The sequence below is a fragment of the Blautia luti genome (assembly GCF_033096465.1).
Lineage (GTDB): Bacteria > Bacillota > Clostridia > Lachnospirales > Lachnospiraceae > Blautia_A > Blautia_A luti.
In genome coordinates this window covers 35,001-52,725 of record NZ_AP028156.1, presented here as the reverse complement: position 1 = coordinate 52,725, position 17,725 = coordinate 35,001, and the positions used below count along the sequence as shown (strand labels likewise).

General features: G+C 42.9%; 16 protein-coding genes, 7 tRNA genes and 1 rRNA gene (1 of these 24 running past the window's edge). 1 reads left to right on the top strand and 23 read right to left on the bottom strand.

Annotated elements, in window-relative coordinates:
• Window positions 1-4: 4 nt before the first annotated feature.
• The 7 genes from R8695_RS00285 to R8695_RS00255 form a co-directional block, all read right to left on the bottom strand.
• On the bottom strand, window positions 5-859 hold the full coding sequence (locus R8695_RS00285; RefSeq protein ID WP_118512281.1) for a sugar ABC transporter permease: 855 nt from the start codon (window positions 857-859) through the stop codon (window positions 5-7).
• Entirely contained in the window at window positions 859-2,319 is a 1,461-nt protein-coding gene (locus R8695_RS00280; RefSeq protein WP_154781042.1) for a carbohydrate ABC transporter permease, read from the bottom strand. The genes R8695_RS00285 and R8695_RS00280 overlap by 1 nt, the downstream gene beginning before the upstream one ends.
• A gap of 136 nt (window positions 2,320-2,455) precedes the next feature.
• Window positions 2,456-3,721 (bottom strand): extracellular solute-binding protein, encoded by a 1,266-nt coding sequence (locus tag R8695_RS00275; RefSeq protein ID WP_118512283.1) that lies wholly within the window; start codon window positions 3,719-3,721, stop codon window positions 2,456-2,458.
• Between the two features lie 332 nt (window positions 3,722-4,053).
• On the bottom strand, window positions 4,054-4,425 hold the full coding sequence (locus tag R8695_RS00270; protein WP_465221365.1) for a substrate-binding domain-containing protein: 372 nt from the start codon (window positions 4,423-4,425) through the stop codon (window positions 4,054-4,056).
• Between the two features lie 24 nt (window positions 4,426-4,449).
• Window positions 4,450-5,082 carry a LacI family DNA-binding transcriptional regulator gene (locus tag R8695_RS00265; RefSeq protein WP_317676209.1) on the bottom strand — a complete coding sequence of 211 codons (633 nt, stop codon included), beginning with the start codon at window positions 5,080-5,082 and terminating at the stop codon, window positions 4,450-4,452.
• 104 nt (window positions 5,083-5,186) lie between these two features.
• Window positions 5,187-5,390: a hypothetical protein gene (locus R8695_RS00260; protein WP_154781041.1), complete on the bottom strand. Its 204-nt coding sequence runs from the start codon at window positions 5,388-5,390 to the stop codon at window positions 5,187-5,189.
• Window positions 5,377-6,168 carry a ParA family protein gene (locus tag R8695_RS00255; protein ID WP_154781040.1) on the bottom strand — a complete coding sequence of 264 codons (792 nt, stop codon included), beginning with the start codon at window positions 6,166-6,168 and terminating at the stop codon, window positions 5,377-5,379. The genes R8695_RS00260 and R8695_RS00255 overlap by 14 nt, the downstream gene beginning before the upstream one ends.
• 279 nt (window positions 6,169-6,447) lie before the next feature.
• On the opposite strand from R8695_RS00255, the gene trhA reads away from it, so the two are divergent.
• Entirely contained in the window at window positions 6,448-7,110 is a 663-nt protein-coding gene (gene trhA / locus R8695_RS00250; RefSeq protein ID WP_118512291.1) for a PAQR family membrane homeostasis protein TrhA, read from the top strand.
• Window positions 7,111-7,244: 134 nt separating this feature from the next.
• Here the strand turns inward: trhA and R8695_RS00245 are convergent, their stop codons facing one another.
• The 16 genes from R8695_RS00245 to R8695_RS00170 all read right to left on the bottom strand — a co-directional run.
• Window positions 7,245-8,204, bottom strand: coding sequence for a transglutaminase domain-containing protein (locus R8695_RS00245; RefSeq protein ID WP_118512293.1), 960 nt, complete (start codon window positions 8,202-8,204; stop codon window positions 7,245-7,247).
• 83 nt (window positions 8,205-8,287) lie between these two features.
• Entirely contained in the window at window positions 8,288-8,530 is a 243-nt protein-coding gene (locus tag R8695_RS00240; protein WP_243139603.1) for a GIY-YIG nuclease family protein, read from the bottom strand.
• 215 nt (window positions 8,531-8,745) lie between these two features.
• The gene (locus R8695_RS00235; RefSeq protein ID WP_118512297.1) at window positions 8,746-10,185 is read right to left on the bottom strand and encodes a glycoside hydrolase family 32 protein; all 1,440 of its coding nucleotides are present in this window, start codon (window positions 10,183-10,185) and stop codon (window positions 8,746-8,748) included.
• Entirely contained in the window at window positions 10,182-12,110 is a 1,929-nt protein-coding gene (locus R8695_RS00230) for a PTS sucrose transporter subunit IIABC (protein WP_118512299.1), read from the bottom strand. Before R8695_RS00230 ends, R8695_RS00235 begins: the two co-directional genes overlap by 4 nt.
• 312 nt (window positions 12,111-12,422) lie before the next feature.
• Window positions 12,423-13,424 (bottom strand): LacI family DNA-binding transcriptional regulator, encoded by a 1,002-nt coding sequence (locus R8695_RS00225; protein WP_118512301.1) that lies wholly within the window; start codon window positions 13,422-13,424, stop codon window positions 12,423-12,425.
• A 184-nt stretch (window positions 13,425-13,608) separates the two neighbouring features.
• Window positions 13,609-14,454 (bottom strand): M23 family metallopeptidase, encoded by an 846-nt coding sequence (locus tag R8695_RS00220; RefSeq protein ID WP_154781039.1) that lies wholly within the window; start codon window positions 14,452-14,454, stop codon window positions 13,609-13,611.
• Between the two features lie 95 nt (window positions 14,455-14,549).
• A complete protein-coding gene (locus R8695_RS00215) occupies window positions 14,550-15,374 on the bottom strand; it encodes a SpoIID/LytB domain-containing protein (protein ID WP_154781038.1) in 825 nt (274 codons plus the stop codon).
• Window positions 15,375-15,571: 197 nt separating this feature from the next.
• Window positions 15,572-15,889, bottom strand: a complete 318-nt coding sequence (locus R8695_RS00210; RefSeq protein ID WP_154781037.1) for a hypothetical protein — start codon at window positions 15,887-15,889, stop codon at window positions 15,572-15,574.
• A gap of 328 nt (window positions 15,890-16,217) precedes the next feature.
• Window positions 16,218-16,290: transfer RNA gene (locus tag R8695_RS00205), tRNA-Lys, on the bottom strand.
• 29 nt (window positions 16,291-16,319) lie between these two features.
• Window positions 16,320-16,392: transfer RNA gene (locus R8695_RS00200), tRNA-Phe, on the bottom strand.
• 4 nt (window positions 16,393-16,396) lie between these two features.
• Window positions 16,397-16,470 (bottom strand) — tRNA-Met (locus R8695_RS00195).
• A 20-nt stretch (window positions 16,471-16,490) separates the two neighbouring features.
• Window positions 16,491-16,563, bottom strand: a tRNA-Thr gene (locus tag R8695_RS00190).
• A gap of 17 nt (window positions 16,564-16,580) precedes the next feature.
• Window positions 16,581-16,662, bottom strand: a tRNA-Tyr gene (locus R8695_RS00185).
• A 7-nt stretch (window positions 16,663-16,669) separates the two neighbouring features.
• Window positions 16,670-16,742: transfer RNA gene (locus R8695_RS00180), tRNA-Val, on the bottom strand.
• Between the two features lie 39 nt (window positions 16,743-16,781).
• Window positions 16,782-16,855, bottom strand: a tRNA-Asp gene (locus R8695_RS00175).
• Between the two features lie 72 nt (window positions 16,856-16,927).
• Window positions 16,928-17,725, bottom strand: a 23S ribosomal RNA gene (locus R8695_RS00170); it runs 2,086 nt beyond the window's last position.

Sequence of the window (17,725 nt, the reverse complement as noted above, 5' to 3'; positions counted from 1 at the left end):
AACATCAACCTTTTACAGCACCGCCTGTAATTCCTTCCACATAGAATTTCTGCATGATCATAAACAAGATAGAAATCGGTATGGATACCAGTACGCCACCTGCGCAGAATTGAGTGAAATAAGAATTGATAAGACTCTTATCCAGCATCTTGTACAGACCAATTGCAACTGTATATTTAGAAGAAATACCTGCATTCAGAATCATCTTCGCATACACGAAATCCATCCACGGTACCAGGAAACTGCTGATAACTGTATAAACAACGATCGGGCGGCTCATGGGCAGAACCATCTGGAAGAAGATTCTTGCCTCACTGCATCCGTCAATTCTGGCAGCCTCACAGAGCGCTCTCGGAACTGTATCAAAGAATCCTTTCGCGATCAGATAACCAAGACCTGAAGAAGCGGAATAAACCATGATAAGACCGGCATAGCTGTTTGTCAGGTTAAAGGATTTCAGTGTGAAATAAACTGCTATCATTGCCAGCATACCAGGAAACAGATTCAGGATAACTGCCATGTTCATCAGCGGTTTTCTCATCTTGAATCTCATAACAGATGTGGCATATGCAACCATCAGTACGAACATAGTGGAAATTACACATGTAAAGCATGCAATGATAAATGTATTCAGAAACCACTGCGGAAACTGAGATACAGAATCTGAATGAAACAGCTTCATGTAATTGCTGATGCTCCATTCCTTCGGAAAAAATGTACTGGTATTCATTCCTGAATATGCACTGAAGGAGGTACATACCAGCCAGATGATCGGGATCAGCCAGATAAATGCCAGCACTGCGATCAATAAATTATGTAATACTATAGAAGAAGTACGACTATCTTTCATCTTTTTCATTATTGATATGTTCCCTCCTTATCTCCCTTGATCATCCTGTTAAATGCAACCAGGGTGAATACTGCACAGATAATAAACACGATAATACCGATTGCTGATGCCATCTTATAGTTGTAGTAATCCTGAGTCAGACGGAACAGCCAGGTAACCAGAAGGTCAACCTCTTTTGCCTGTGAGCTTGCCATTGCCTGATTCGTTGTTGTATAAACATCCTGTGTGAGCAGATAAATAACATTAAAGTTATTAATATTTTTTACAAAATCTGTGATCAGAGCAGGTCCTGTTACAAAGAGCAGATATGGCATTGTGATCTTTCTGAATATCTGGAAGTTTGTTGCGCCGTCTACTCTTGCACTCTCAAGCTGGTCAGAAGGAAGGTTCATCAGGACACCTGTTGCGATCAGCATCTGATACGGAACACCGATCCAGATATTAATGAGAATGATCATTACATGTGCCCAGCCCGGAGCAGAAAGAAACGGAATATAGCTTGTGGACACAAGTCCTATGCTTCTTAAGAATCCGGTCAGTCCAATGCTGTGACAGATTGTATTGACGATACCACCATTTGAGAAGAAATTACGCACCAGCAGAAGTGATACAAACTGCGGTACTGCAATCGTTACGATAAATAAAGTACGCCACATCTTCGGCAGTCTTGTCTTCTTGCTGTTAAGAAGCAGTGAAAGCAGGATACCTCCGATATAAGTTGTAAATGTTGCGAAGAAAGCCCATACAAGTGTCCATCCCAGAACCCGCACAAATGCATATCCGAACGTAGATGTAAGACCGCCGCCGCCAAACAAACTGATAAAGTTACTGAAACCTACCCATGAGAACAACTCAGTAGGAGGCATATGCTGCTGATCATAATTTGTAAATGCTACAAAGATCAGAAGTAAGATTGGGATTAATGTGAAAATCACAACTCCAAGTACCGGAAGTGTCAGTAATGTAATATGAAACTTCTCTTCTGTCAGTGATCTGAGATCTTCTTTAAAAGTATTGATATGCTTTCCCGCTTCTTCCATTTTCTGAAGTGTATAAGCATTGATCACGTTCTTAAACCACACAACAGCTGCCGCAAACCATACAACAAAGCTGAACAATGAAAACAACAGGATCGTAAAGGAATTATCATAATCATTAAATTCACTTTTCATTGTTTTCATGTTAAAGACTTTTTCCATCTTTACAGTACCAAGGGTACTGAATTTTGATACATACTGCATTGCAAATTTCACTGAAAAAACGATCACTGCGATCTCCAGCAATGTCATCAGTACTGCTTTCACATACTGTTTACGCTTTGCATAGCCTGCGCCCATCCAGATCAGGGACAGCTTTACAAAAGCATCACCTTTCACTACAGCAGTACCAAAGTCAGCGAAAAATCCACCGATGGATTTAAAGAATCCACTCACTGCCGCTGCAGCAGAATTATTGTCCTGTGCTGCCATATCTCTCCTCCTCGTCATTTCATTTTTGTTACTGTCTTTTCTCAGACAGCATCTGCCGTTTCCTTAAAACAGCCCACATGTCGTTATGCATATGGGCCATTTTTAAAATCTGTTATATAATTTTTTTATTTTACAATTATTCTACAGAAGCAGTAGCACCTTCTACCAGATTATCAAGTGCTTCCTGGATTGCGTTATCATCGTCTGCAGATAATGTTCCCTGTGCAATCAGTTCTCCGAATGTCTTTGCAGGATCCCAATATTTTCCGCCAACCTTCTGAGCCTGTGCATATTCAGACTGAGCTGCAAGTGCTGCAAGTGCTACATTTTCCTGAACAGAATCAGATGCTGCTACATTCTTGTTTGAAGGACCGCTTTCTCTCTGATCAAAGAACATCTGCTGGGATTCTTCGTTTGTAAGGTACTCTGCAAGAAGAACTGCCCATCCGGAATTCTCAGAATAGCCGTTTACACCAACATATTTATAACCGGCAACAGATCCCTGCTGAACCTGTTTGTCACCAACTGTAAATGTAGGAAGCTTTGCTGCTGCATATCCGTCACCAAATACATCCTGTGCAGTGATCGCATCCCATGTACCGGAGACGCATGCTGCCAGATTACCGGATGCAAGCTGGTTAGACATATCCCCATCAGCAACTGCCATAAATGATGAATTGGATGTGATATCAAGCATTCCTTTCACTACATCAACACCTGTATATCCGTCAGCACTTGTTCCGTTCCAGTCCATAGTTGTTGTTCCGTCATCGTTAAGTCCTGTTGTAAATCCTGCACCGTAGAAGAAGGAAGCATTGTACCATCCGGATGCAAGTGTCATACCGACTTTCTTTCCGGCCTTATCAGCTGCTTCAAGAAGGCTGTCCCAGCTTGCTGCATCTTCCTCGGAAATTACAGATGAATCATAGTAAAGAAAATATCCGTTGTCAGCAGCTCTTGGAAATGCATACAGGCTGCCATCAATTGTTGCTGCATCAATAGCACCTTCAACGTTTGCTGCTTTTACATCATCAAGTGTTGTATCTGCAAGCTGAAGTGCTTCTGCATAATCATCAAGTTTCAGAAGTGCTCCGGCTTTTACAAGATCTGTGAGCTGATCATCTGCGAATGCATATACATCTGCACCAGCTTCTACGTCTGTCAGAATAGTATCTTTTGCAGTAGACTCAGATTCTACACCGATCTGAATGTCGAATTTCTGATCCGGGTAAGCTTCCTGGAATTTATCTGTCAGATTTTTTAATAAAGTCTGATCTTCCTCAGCTCCCCATACAGTTAATTTAATTGTTTCGTCTTCTGCTGCACTTACGCATACTGCGGAAGAAACAGCCATAACTGCTGCTAATGCCGGTACCATTACCTTTTTCACTGTTTTGTTCATCTCTCTACCTCCTGATATTCTGAGACGCTGCGCTCCACCTTCATTCTGATGTATTCAGATTCCTGTTCGCTTTCGTTGCGCAACCGTTTGTTCATGTTTTTAGTATATTCTATCTGGTTCTTAATGTCAATTAGATATTATTCTCTAATTTAGCATGTAACTTTTTAGCATATTGCACAATGCAGTTGTATGTAATATAGCAATTTGCGCAAACGTTTATCCTGTGAATGACAACAAAAAATCTCGAAAAGCTGACCTTGTCAACTGTTTCGAGACTTCCCATATAATCCTGTTTTATATCTCTCTCAATGGATACTGATATTCATTTATAATTACTGTGTAGATTCCCTCAGAACTACCTGGTAATTCAACGGCAGTGTATCTTCTTCAGGAGTTTCCCCCAGAATCTTCAACAATTTCACACATGCCATTTTACCAAGTCTTACTGTATCGAACTTCACACTGGTAACCGGCGGATTGTTATATTCCAGATTTTTACTGTCATACATGCTGGCTACCCGTACTCCGGAAGGAACCTTCACTTTTTTCTCTCTCAGGCTGCTCAGACACATGTTGCAGATCACATCATCCATACACAATATCCCGTCTGCCTTCTGATCCAGTGCCTTTTTCACCGCTTCAGTCACCTTCAGCTGATTGTCACAGTCCATAAAGACCAGTCCTGTATCCAGCGGAACACCCATTTTCTCATGTGCATCCTTATACCCCTAATATCTGCTTCCTGTCACACTGTAGGAACGGTTTCCTCCCAGCAGTGCCAGTCTGCGGGTTCCTTTCATAAGCATGATACTGGTCAGTTCTTCACTTGCTTCCTGATTCCTATTATCCACAAATGGGATTTCCTCATCCCCTGAAGGACCGATCACCACAAAAGGCTCCTTGCAGCTTTTCAGATATTTCTGCGCTTTCGAACTCTCCACCGCACGGCTGACGATCATTCCGTCCACCTTCCGGTTCGCCTCCAGACGCTGTATCTGTGACAGATCTTCCCCGTCTATCATAGAAATAAGAATATCATAATCGTAACTGGACGCTACCTCACAGATTCCATTCATACAGTCTTTGAAAAACGGAAACTCCGTAGCAGCATAATCCTTGGGCAAAAGCAATGCCAGATTATAAGTTTTCTTCTGGGCAAGCCCTCTCGCCATCACATTGGGACGGTAATCATGCTCTTCAATAAACTGAAGCACTCTCGCCCTGGTTGCCTGTCCGATACGTCCCTTGCCGGAAATTGCCCTGGAAACCGTAGTCTTACTGACTCCCAGTTCCCTGGCAATATCCTCTATGGTATATACTTTCTTCTCTTCTGTATATATGTTCTTTTCCTCTGATTCCATAAAAACACCCCATTTACGCAACCGTTTGTTCATTTATTAAATAGCATAGCAAATTAATGGGGCTCTGACAAGACCTATTTTACGGTTCACAGCCGGATAAATGGTTACAGGAGATATACCGGCAGCTCTTCATTGATATGCACAGGGCCTTTTACAGGCTCTTCCTGCTTCTTTGTAACAAAGGCTTTTTCCAGTTCTTCTGAATTCTGTGGAGTGAGGACTGTAGTCTTCACCGCTTTCTTTCTGGTTGTGGTTTTCTTTGCTTCTGCACTTGCTGCACGCTGAATGCTTCCTTTACCTACTGACATGTTCCATTACCTCCTCTGCTAATTGTGTGTATTCCTTTGCGCTTCTGCTGGACTTTTTGTATTCTACTACCGGAATACTGTTATCCTGTGACCATTCTATTGCACTGTCTACCCTGATCACCTGCTCAAATACATGAATATTCTCCAGTTCATGCAGGGTATCCATGGTCTGCTTATAATAGCTCTTGCGGGTATCCACTTTCGTGACCGCAATTCCCGCAACTTCCAGTTCAGGTGAGATCTGTTTCACCTCATTCAGGAATTCAAACATATTCGCCAGTCCAAACATCCCCCACGGGCTGGCTTCTACCGGAATGATCACCTGATCGGAAGCACACAGGATATTCATGACCCATCCTCCCAATGTAGGTGGAGCATCGATCAGAATATAATCGTATGCTTCTGACTCCCTGATCTTCTGCAGACATTTCCGCAATATAAACTCTCTCTGCCACTTGGTAAAAAGTTCATACTCAATAGAGCTCATCAATGTGGATGACGGAATCAGATCCAGATTCTCATACGGTGTATGCACCACATACTCTGTCAGATCCGCCTGTTTCCCAATGGCCCGGTACAGATTCAGTTCTCCCGCCGCATGCTCCAGCACCCAGTCTTCCGGGAAAAATGCCAGCGACAGATTCAGCTGCATATCTCCGTCTATCAACAGTACTTTCTTTCCCGCCTTCGCCATTGCTGCCCCCAGGTTGGAGCAGGTTGTAGACTTCCCGCTTCCTCCCTTATTGTTCGTAAAACACATGGTTATGGTCTTTCCCATGGAAATACCTCCCTCGTTTTTGCTTTATATATACTCATTATATGAGCTTTTTCGTCTGTTTTCAACAATTTCCCACACTTCCTGAGTTTTATTTGATTTCCAAAATAAATACTTGCATTTTTGAATATTTGTGTTATAGTATTCATATACTTAATATATAGTTTTAATTACTACATTACAAAGTTTTTGATAAGTTTTTTCATTTTCCATGCATTCTGTTTTATTATAAAAAGTTATAAAAAGAATCCATGGACTCATCTGTATCAGGAGGCGATTATCATGAAATTTAAGTTAAAAGATCCAGGAAGTGCCATCACCCACGGCATCGCATTACTTCTCGCACTGGCAGGAGCTGTTCCTCTTATTATAAAAGCAGCCAGATCCTACGATGTGATCCATATTTTTGCCCTTAGTGTTTTTATCCTCACTATGATCCTTCTTTATGCAGCCAGCACTATTTATCATTCTGTAGATTCCACAGATAAAGTAAACCGCAGGCTGCGGAAAATGGACCATATGATGATCTTCATTATGATTGCCGGCAGTTATACTCCCGTGTGCCTCATCGTGCTTCATAACCATATTGGCTATATTCTGTGCTCACTGGTATGGGGCATTGCTATTCTTGGTATGATCCTGAAAGGCTGCTGGATCACCTGCCCGAAATGGCTATCCTCTGTGCTTTATATTGGAATGGGCTGGCTTTGTGTTCTTGCCTTTGTCCCCATCTTCCATGCACTTCCCAGGGCTGGCTTCGACTGGCTTCTGGCAGGTGGGATCATCTATACCATCGGCGGTGTGATCTATGCGCTGAAAGTTCCGCTTTTTGACGCCAAACACAAGAATTTCGGATCACACGAAATTTTCCATATTTTCGTTATGCTTGGAAGTGCCTGCCACTTTATCGTCATGTACTTCTTCGTAGCTCCGCTTCCTGTATAAAAGGTGTTCTGCAGGCGGGATTCTCCGCCTGCAGCGCTTTTTTTAACAACATATTTCACTGTTGCAAAAAAGACCCTTGCCCGGCTGCATTGACTATGCAGCTGGCAAAGGTCTTTTTTTTATCATCTTTTTATTTAGTTCACACGTACACGTCTGATCGGAGATAATCCATAAGATGCATAGGTAGCTCCGAAATATTTATAATAATTTTTCGCCTCTGAGAATAACGGGTCATATACCAGCCCATTGATCTCTGCCCAGCAATGTCCGCTGTCATCAAAAAGATCTGTATCCACACATACGTAAACATTCTTGTATCCCAGTGCTCTGGCCAGATATGCGAAAGTGCATGAGTCAGAGAAACAGTCACCGCCCTGGCTGCCTGTCAGGAAATAATCATTGGCATACAATGCAGGCCAGGAAGTCTGATTCTGGAAAATTCTTCGTGTATTGTAATAATGTTTGATCACCCAATTATAGCAGGTCTGGAATTTCTCACTCTGAGACATTCCCGGAGTGGTAATGGCTGCTACGACTGCTTTCGCTCTCAGCAGAGTTTCATACTCATATGCTGTCTGATTCATCTTTTTCTTACCATTTGCATAATACATGGTATTTCCCTTTTTTCGTGCCTGGATAACACCATCGGAGCCAATATAGTAAGTAGTCTTTCCGTCTACAGTATTGACAATTTTCATAATTCCATATTTATTAAAGAAATAATATTTTCCATCAATCTTATGTAATCCAATACAGGCTTTTCCGGTTTTCGGTGAAAAATAGTGACGGCGCATTTTTCCATTTCTCACAATGTTTTTCCAGCCAGTTTTCATGTAGCCTTTGATCTGACCGAAATAGTAATATTCTCCTTTGATCTTATGCAGTCCCTTAAGAGTCTGTCCATCTTTACCATAATAACATTTCTTCGGCATGGTTCCGTACCATCCGCGTCTTGGTTTCGGTGCAGGTTTCGTTGTTTTCACTGAAGCCTGGGCAACAGTTGGCTGCACAGATGTAGTTGCTCCTGCTGCCGGAACTGCTCCCAACGCAAGACAAGCTGCACAGACAGCAAGCCATTTTGTAAACTTTTTCATCTTCTTTTTCCTCCTCATCTAAAACATTTATCCATCATCTGTCTGCAATCCACATTTGCGGCTTACCGATCCGATTGATCCGGTTAAAACTCCATCAGACCCAGCTTCTTTTCTCTGGTGAGCTGCTTGATCTGATATTCCCGCCTCATGGCCTCTTCCTTTGTACGAAAACCTTCATAATATACAAGACTTACAGGTCTTTTGGCCTTCGTATATTTGGCTCCGTTTTTCCCCTCATTGTGCGCTTTCAAACGTTTCTGCAGACAGTTTGTCCATCCTGTATAAAGAGTTCCGTCTGCACATTTGACCATATAAGTGTAATTCAATCCAACACCGTCTCCATTCATCCTGAAATAATATGTAGTGGATAACCGTATATTCTATATACGATCATCCCATCACTGATCTCTATAATGAACAGTCGGTGTAAAACTTGTATTTCACCCGGACATATAAGCCTTTATGCTTATATGCGAAAAAGCAGGAAGGGAAACCGACTGCGGATTTGCTTTCCCACCTGCTTTATTATACGTGAATTTTTTTATTTTGTGAATAACATCCTGTTAAGATTCCATATATTTCCCTTAAATTTTCCGCCGCTGATCTTCAGACGTATCTTCTCCTGATCCGGATAATATCTGGTGGAGAATACAGTTTCTCCATCATTCAGATAAATTTCCACTGCCGAAGTATCTGCCAGAATTCGAAGGGATTTCAGGGAATCTGTCTTCGCTTTACGGACAGTCCTGCCTGCACCTGCCGCCCCGTGAAATTCGATCTGGGCTGTTTTCTCCAGATACTGGAAGATCATCATCCCTCCCAGCTTTACCTGAAAGCGTCCATCTTTAAGTTCGATTTCATCCAGAACCAGATCAAAACCTTCATCTGTTCCCATACAGAGTTCCATAACTCCCTTTTCGTCCTTCAAAGAAGTCCTGTCTCTTCGCAGTACATTCATTTCCTCCACAGGATACTGCAGGATCTTTCCATCTTTGTATTTCAGTTCCCTGGGAACAGTCAGGCAGTGCTGCCATCCTTCTTTGATCGTACGATTGGTATATTCCTCATCTGCATCCGGCATTCCCATCCAGCCGATCAGAATCCGTCTTCCCTTTCCATCAGTGAAAGTCTGGGGGGCATAAAAGTCGAATCCCATATCCCATTCCCGGAAGTCCTGCACATCTACAGAACCATCTTCTTTCATTGGAAAATATCCCGACTGATAGATATTCTGGAATCTGTATTCCTCACGCCTGAGTCCCTGTGGGGAAACAGACAGGATTTTCTGTCCGTCCAGTTCAAAATAATCCGGGCATTCCCACATATATCCGAAGGCTTCCGATGTAGTAAGAGTTCCTGTAAGCTTCCAGTTCTCCATATCTTCTGATTCATAAAACAAAACAGAACCGTGATCCCCTTTTAAGCGTCCTCCCAGAACCATGCGATATGTTCCGTTATTCTTCCATACTTTCGGATCACGGATATGGCAGGTATATTCTTCCGGATACTGTTCAAAAGAAACTGCCACTTCTTTATTGCTGAAATGGATTCCGTCCTCACTTACCACATGAAGTGTACTTGTCTCTCTTCCTGTGTTGATATAATCATAGTCACCATCGATCTTAACATTTCCAGTGTAGAAAAGATGCAGTTTATCTTCATCCACCAGCGCAGAACCGGAATAAACTCCATGACAGTCATAAGGAGAATCCGGATAAAGCGCAACACCCTCATATTTCCAGTTCACCAGATTCTCACTTGTATAATGTCCCCAGAACTTCAGTCCGCCCTTTACTTCGAAAGGTGCATACTGGAAAAATACATGATATTTTCCCTTAAACCAGCACAGCCCATTGGGATCATTCAGCCAGCCCACCGGAGGCATCAGGTGATGCCCCAGCCTGTATCTGCCTTCGGTCAGGTCTGCTCTTTTTTCCACTTCTGCTACATTTCTCTCCAGAACCTTCGTTAAAGTACTCATTCTTTCACAATCTCCAATACTTTATCTCCGGACGCTGTAACCCCTTCCTTAAGAAGTTTCACATCCTTGTAATCGTCTGAATTGGTTACGATCAGCGGTGTGGTCACATCATATCCTGATTCTTTGATCTTATCCATGTCAAAAGAAACCAGAAGCTGGCCTTTCTTTACATGATCACCATCCTTTACATGAGCTGTATAATATTTTCCGCCCAGTTCCACGGTATTTACACCAATGTGGATCAGAAGTTCCATTCCGCTTTCTGTACTTAAACCAACTGCATGTTTCGTGTCAAAAACAGTCTCAACTGTAGCATCACATGGTGCCACAACCTCACCTTTATCCGGGATTACAGCCATACCTTTACCCAGTACTTCTGATGCAAAAGTAGCATCATTTACCTGTGAAAGTGGAATTGCAGTTCCCTCTAACGGGCTGTAGAGGATGTTTTCATCTTCCGGATCACTTTCTGAATTATTTTCTTCTGAGCTATCTGCTGCCTGTTCTACGTTCTTTCCTGCTGCCGGGGCTTCATTCTCCGGTACAGCATCTTTATATCCGAATAACCATGTCAGAACAAAAGCTACGCCAAATGCGATCACAAACATGATAATATAAGCAACCGGATTATTCAGACAAAGCAGAATTCCGAAGATTCCTGTGACACCGGTTCCTGTAGCTCCCAGACCTGCAACAGAAGCAAACAATGCACCTGCTGCTCCACCGATACATCCCATTACAAACGGTTTTCCGAAACGAAGGTTTACACCGAAGATCGCCGGTTCTGTAATACCCATACATGCACTTAACGCAGATGGTACAGCCATTGACTTGATCTTCTGGTCTTTTGATTTCATGGCTACTGCAAGTGCTGCACCACCCTGGGCAATATTTGCAGCAGATGCCAGCGGCAGCCAGTATGTCATTCCGAACTTGGAAATCTGCCCCAGATCAATAATGGTGTACATGTGATGAACACCAGCTACAACAGTCAGTGCATAAAAAGCACCCATAATACAGCTTCCCACACCGAACGGCAGTGCGATAAGCCACTGGATTCCATTCAGAAGTCCATTCTCTAAAGCTACGAAGATCGGTCCGATGATAGATAATGTCAGATAACCTGTTACAAATACACTGACCAGAGGAGTTACAAACAGGTCGAACATCGCCGGTACAACTTTATGCAGTCGTTTCTCGATCTGTGCCAGTACCCAGACTGCAATGATAACCGGAATTACATGTCCCTGATAACCAACCATATCAATGGAATACAGCCCGAACCAGACTTTCTGTGTTGCATGAACACCTTCTGTAGCTACAGTCCAGGCATTCTGCAGATTGGGGTGGATCATAATCATACCAATTACTGCACCCAGATACGGATTTGCGCCAAATACCTTCGCACCGCTGTAAGCGATCAAGATCGGCAGGAATGTATACGCCGTATTACTGAAAAGCTGTGCAAATGTATAAATAGAACCGCTTGTATCAATGTTCAGGAATCCATTGTTTACCATGAAGTTCAGTGCCTCCATGATGCCCATCAGGAATCCGCTGGCTACGATCGCCGGAATGATAGGTACGAAAATATCTCCAAGTGTCTTGATCAGTCTCTGAACAGGATTCGCTCTGGAAGCTGCTACTTTCTTCAGTTCTTCCTTACTGCTCTCGCTGACGCCTGCGATCTGGATAAATTCGTCATAAACTTTATTTACCACACCGGTTCCCAGAATGATCTGCATCTGTCCCTGTGCAAAGAAAACGCCCTTTACTCCTTCGATATTCTCCACATATTCTTTGTCTGCCTTCGCATTATCTGCAATAACCAGGCGAAGACGTGTGGCGCAGTGAGCAGCGGAAATAATGTTCTCTTTTTTTCCGATATGGTCATAGATTTCCTGAGCTGTCTTTCTGTAATCCATAATATCCTCCCTCTTTTATGTTATCGTTCCCCATATAAATATTTTTGTTTATTTTATATATTCATTTTATTTATACAGCATTTCTGCATGGAATCGTTCTCATATATTGTTTTCATTATATCCACGACATTTCCATTTGTAAAGATGTAACTTATCACAAATATTCTTTTCAGAATTTGTCGAATTTTCACAAAAAAAGTACTACACTGCGGTGACATCCTGCCCAAAAGGCTTTCTCACATCACAGAAGTATTACTGATCAATTTTATGCGACAAAAAAGAGCAGTTACCCAGAACTGCCCTCATGATTTCTTATTTACTTTTCACAGGATCTCTGTGTGAACCTCTCAGTACCAGTTCACATCCCATTTTTATTTCCTTACAGACACCGCCATTCCCGGATTCCATCAGGCTGGTAAGCATCTCGGCAGCTTCCATTCCGCTGGTCTTATAATAGAAATGGATGGTGGTAAGCTTGGGTTCCAGGATCTTTCCCAGTGGACTGTCACCGATCCCGGCTACCTGCACATCCTGTGGAATCCTGTATCCATTTTCCTTCAGCCAGGTCATTGCACCGGCAGCCATGGTATCTGTGGCACAGATCAGCGTATCCACATCCCCCTGCTCCTGAAATAATTCCCTGGCAGCTTCATAACCAGATTCCAGAGTGAAATCTCCTGTTTTCACACATTTCGGCTGCAGCTCTCTGCCATATCTGGCGAGGGTGTCCACCACTCCTGCTTTTCTTTGCTGTCCTACTGCTTCATCTTTATCCGTAACTGTGATATATCCGAATTTATTTCCCGTCTGAACCAGCTGTTCTGTAATCCTGCCTGCCGCCTTATAATCATCCTGAAAAATACACGGATACCCTTCCAGAAGCTGTCCCAGGATCACTACCGGTACCTTGCATTCCTTCAAGAGCTTTTTATGTCGGCGGGTCAGTATTGTTGCAATAAAGATCACGCCGTCCACCTGGTTATCTTTGAAAAGCGAAATATATTTAAGTTCTTCTTCTATATCATTATTCGTATTTGCAAGAATGATCTGATATCCTTTTTTCGTAAGAATATCACTGATTCCTGCGGCTTCCCTGCTGATGGTATTGGAATTGATCTTCGGCAGGATCACTCCTACCAGTCTGGTCTTCTTGGTCCTGAGCATCTGCGCCTGTGAAGATGGCTGATATCCGGTTTCTTCTATCACCCGGTGGATAACTGCTTTCTTTTCCTCACTGACATAACCATTATTCAGATATCTGGACACAGTTGCCCTCGAAACACCTGCCAGCCTGGCAATTTCATTTATGTTCATTTAAAACTCCTTTTTCGTTGCATTCTTCTAATGTATTTTCACAATAACTTATCCGGATTGTATGTCTTATTATACAACAGTTCCACTTTCTATTGCAAACGAAATCAGAGCCAAACCATTTTTCAGGTTCAGCTCTGATTACTGTCTCAGGTTATAGAAAGGTTATCAAAAAATTATAGAAAAGTTATGGAAGGTATTGGATTGGATCAACGGGTTCGCCATTTCTCTTCATGGCGAAATACAGGTTTGTTCCTTCTGTACTGTAATATTTTGTAGGCTGCGCAATATATCCGATGGTAGTTCCCTTCTTCACTGTATCCCCTTCAGATACTGTCAGGTCTTCCAGCTGTCCATACACTGCCTGGTAACCATTTCCCAGTTCCATAGTTAAAGTAGTTCCCGTCTGTGCATCCTGCTCTATTGAATATACCGTTCCATTTACAGCTGCTGTTACAGGTGCCCCTTCAACTGCTCCGACTGAAATCCCCGGGCTTAATTTATACTGATCTAATGTAGGAAAATATGTGGTCTGATCCATACTGTAATCAAGCAGAATATTTCCGTTCACCGGCCACTCCATTAAAGTATCTTCAGAGAAATTCACTGCCGGAAGATTTACTGCTGAAGCAGATACATCTGTTGCTTCGCCTGCATCCTCGTTTTCGGTTGTCTGTAACGTTTCTTCTCCCGATGAAACATCTTCTTCATCGCTATTCGCATCTTCCCCACTGTTATCCTCATCTGCTTCACTGTCTTCGAGTGAGTTTTCCACAGTGTTTTCTGTGTCTTGTGTATAATCCTGGTTTTCTTCGCCCTCTTCCTGGATAAGTGGCTGATTTTCTGATTCTACCTGGCTGTTTCCCACATCCACCATAGAATCTTCTTCCTGACCTGTACTTTCTGTCTGCTCCTTAGGTGCGTTTTCTTTTACAGGAGCTGTTCCCAGCTGATATACTGTAATTCCCAATGCTGCCACTGCCGCCAGCCCAACCGTATTGGCGATGATTCGCGTGATTTTGTTATTCATCATATTCCTTTCACCTCTTTTTTCATCTTCATACCTATAGGGTGTCCAGAATATTTCAGGCTATACAGTTTTTCAGAAATATTTCTTACTGTTTCCTGTTACTCTTTTATTTTTCCCTGCATCTGCAGTTCTTCCACATCTGTAAGTTTCATTTTCGGAAAATATACAGCCAGGATTTCTTCTGCTTTTTGTTGCTCCTTTGCCAGCGCATTTCCTCCATACTGTGAAAATCCCAGCCCATGTCCCTTTCCCCTGCACATAAACCGGATGCTTTTGCCAATTCTCTGTACCGTGAAATTCGAAGACGGCAGTCCCATTCCCATTCGAAAAGATTCTCCTTCCAGAACTTTTCCGTCAGCAAGCAGTTCTGTTACATATCCGGCACTGTCTCTGGTTTTTATCACCAATTTATCGGGCAGGCGGTTCGCGCTGACATAAATTCCCGTCAAATACCCGTCAGCTTCTTTGTCCGCAGTACTCTCTACAGATTTAAGATAATCATATTCTGAGTCATGTAAACATTCTGCACCCTCTCTGGTCTTCCCTGCACTTATTTCATGATAAGGTACTGTTTTCAGTTGCTGCCCTGCAGTAAGGATCAGCCCTTCTGTCTGGTTTGCAGCAGTTTCATATTTTTCATTCAACAGTTTTTTCAAAAAAATATCCTTGTTTCCTGTTTTCTGTAATTCCTTTAACTGAGCCCTCACCCCGCTTTCCTGAATCTGTCTGATGAGATTTGACCTTGCTATGATTGTCTGGGCTTTTATTGTTTCCAGCTCATAATCATCCGGAATCTGTGCCGCTGTAATAACAGGCAGGATCATTTCCATATTAAATTTACGGATTAATAATGCAGTATCTGCACCATTCATAAGTATAACCATAAGATAGGGAATAAAACACAGAAAAAAAAGACGATGCATAAATCTGCCTTTCCAGATTCTTTCTTTCTAATATATGGACAGAGACAGATTTATATTAATTTTGATGATTTTTAGACAATCCACTCCGGCCAGGTCCATTATCAGATCCTGACCAGAGCAGATTAATTATGAGCGCAGAAATCTTTCATCTGCTTTTATAATTTTACAGCAATCAAACATATAGCTTTTTGCAACAGTTACCCCGTATTGAAATACACATATCTACTTAGTTTATTTTGTATTCTCGGTTCATTCCAATATATGATCTTATTTTTCCGTGAAGTCTTTCTTCTCTCACGGAACGCCCCAAATTCTTTCTTTTTCGATTCATTATCTTTTACAATATATGCTGAAATCATTTTGGCTTTCGGGTTGTCCCATACAACATAGTTTCCTGTATTTCTCCATACATTTCCCAGTTTCCAGTCATATTCTTTTTCTCTTTTTACAAATCCCATTAAAAAGCAGGTAACAGCAGTTACTATCATTTTTAAATAATCTTTCAGATTCTTCATATTTTCCCTCCTGTTCTGCATTTCATATTTCATTATGCCTGTCCCATTCGGACTGCGCACTTCCTATGGCTATCAGGTAATATAACTCTATGCAGATCACATTCTGTTTTAGAACTGAAAATTTAATTTTTTTAGAAACGATGCAACCAAATAAACTGAAAGCTACTTTCTAAATATATTTATCAGGAAGCTATACTTTAAGAAGTTAAAAATAAGAAACTGCAGTTCATCTAAAACTTAAACATGGATTTTCTGACCTTATAAATTGTTATGAAAATCCTTTATCTAAAACAAAAAGACCTCTGTAGAATCTACAGAAGTCTTAAAGTGAAGCATCGGGGATTCGAACCCCGGACAACTTGATTAAAAGTCAAGTGCTCTACCGACTGAGCTAATGCTCCATATTCATTTGTACATATCTCAGCACAAATGCCCAGAGCCGGAATCGAACCAGCGACACGAGGATTTTCAGTCCTCTGCTCTACCAACTGAGCTATCTGGGCAAAATAGCGGGGACAGGATTTGAACCTATGACCTTCGGGTTATGAGCCCGACGAGCTTCCAGACTGCTCCACCCCGCGATAATCATTATTGATTTAAAAGCCGATGATCGGACTCGAACCGATAACCTGCTGATTACAAATCAGCTGCTCTGCCAATTGAGCCACATCGGCTTAGCTTAACAGCTAAGTGGATGGAGAAGGATTCGAACCTTCGAAAGCGTTGCTAACAGATTTACAGTCTGCCCCCTTTGGCCACTCGGGAATCCATCCAAATATATGGAACCTATAGGGCTCGAACCTATGACCCTCTGCTTGTAAGGCAGATGCTCTCCCAGCTGAGCTAAGATTCCATATTCCTTATGCAATTTACTTCATCAGCGAATTGCTAACGACCCAGAAGAGACTCGAACTCTCGACCTTCGCCGTGACAGGGCGACGCTCTAACCAACTGAGCCACTGGGCCATTAAAGGTTTTGCACCTTCAAAACTACATACATGTTGACATTTCCTTGAGATTCATTACTTCCTGCGATTCTTGGTCAAGCCCTCACCCGATTAGTAACAGTCAGCTCCATGCATTACTGCACTTCCACCTCTGCCCTATCTACCTCGTCGTCTTCAAGGGGGTTTACTTCTTTCGAATGGGATATCTCATCTTAAGGGGGGCTTCACGCTTAGATGCCTTCAGCGTTTATCCCTTCCGGGCTTGGCTACTCGGCCGTAGACTTGGCAGTCTAACCGATGCACCAGCGGCCCGTCCATCCCGGTCCTCTCGTACTAAGGACAGCTCCTCTCAGATATCCTACGCCCACGCCGGATAGGGACCGAACTGTCTCACGACGTTCTGAACCCAGCTCGCGTACCGCTTTAATGGGCGAACAGCCCAACCCTTGGGACCTACTACAGCCCCAGGATGCGATGAGCCGACATCGAGGTGCCAAACCACTCCGTCGATGTGAACTCTTGGGAGTGATAAGCCTGTTATCCCCAGGGTAGCTTTTATCCGTTGAGCGATGGCATTCCCACTTAATACCACCGGATCACTAAGCCCTACTTTCGTACCTGCTCCACCCGTCGGTGTCGCAGTCAAGCTCCCTTCTGCCTTTGCACTCTTCGAATGGTTTCCGTCCATTCTGAGGGAACCTTTGGGCGCCTCCGATACCCTTTCGGAGGCGACCGCCCCAGTCAAACTCCCCGTCTGGCATTGTCCCACCGCCGGGTCACGGCGGCTGGTTAGAAACCCAATACTGCAAGGGTGGTATCCCAACAGCGGCTCCATAATAACTGGCGTTACTATCTCCTAGCCTCCCACCTATCCTGTACATGCAATACC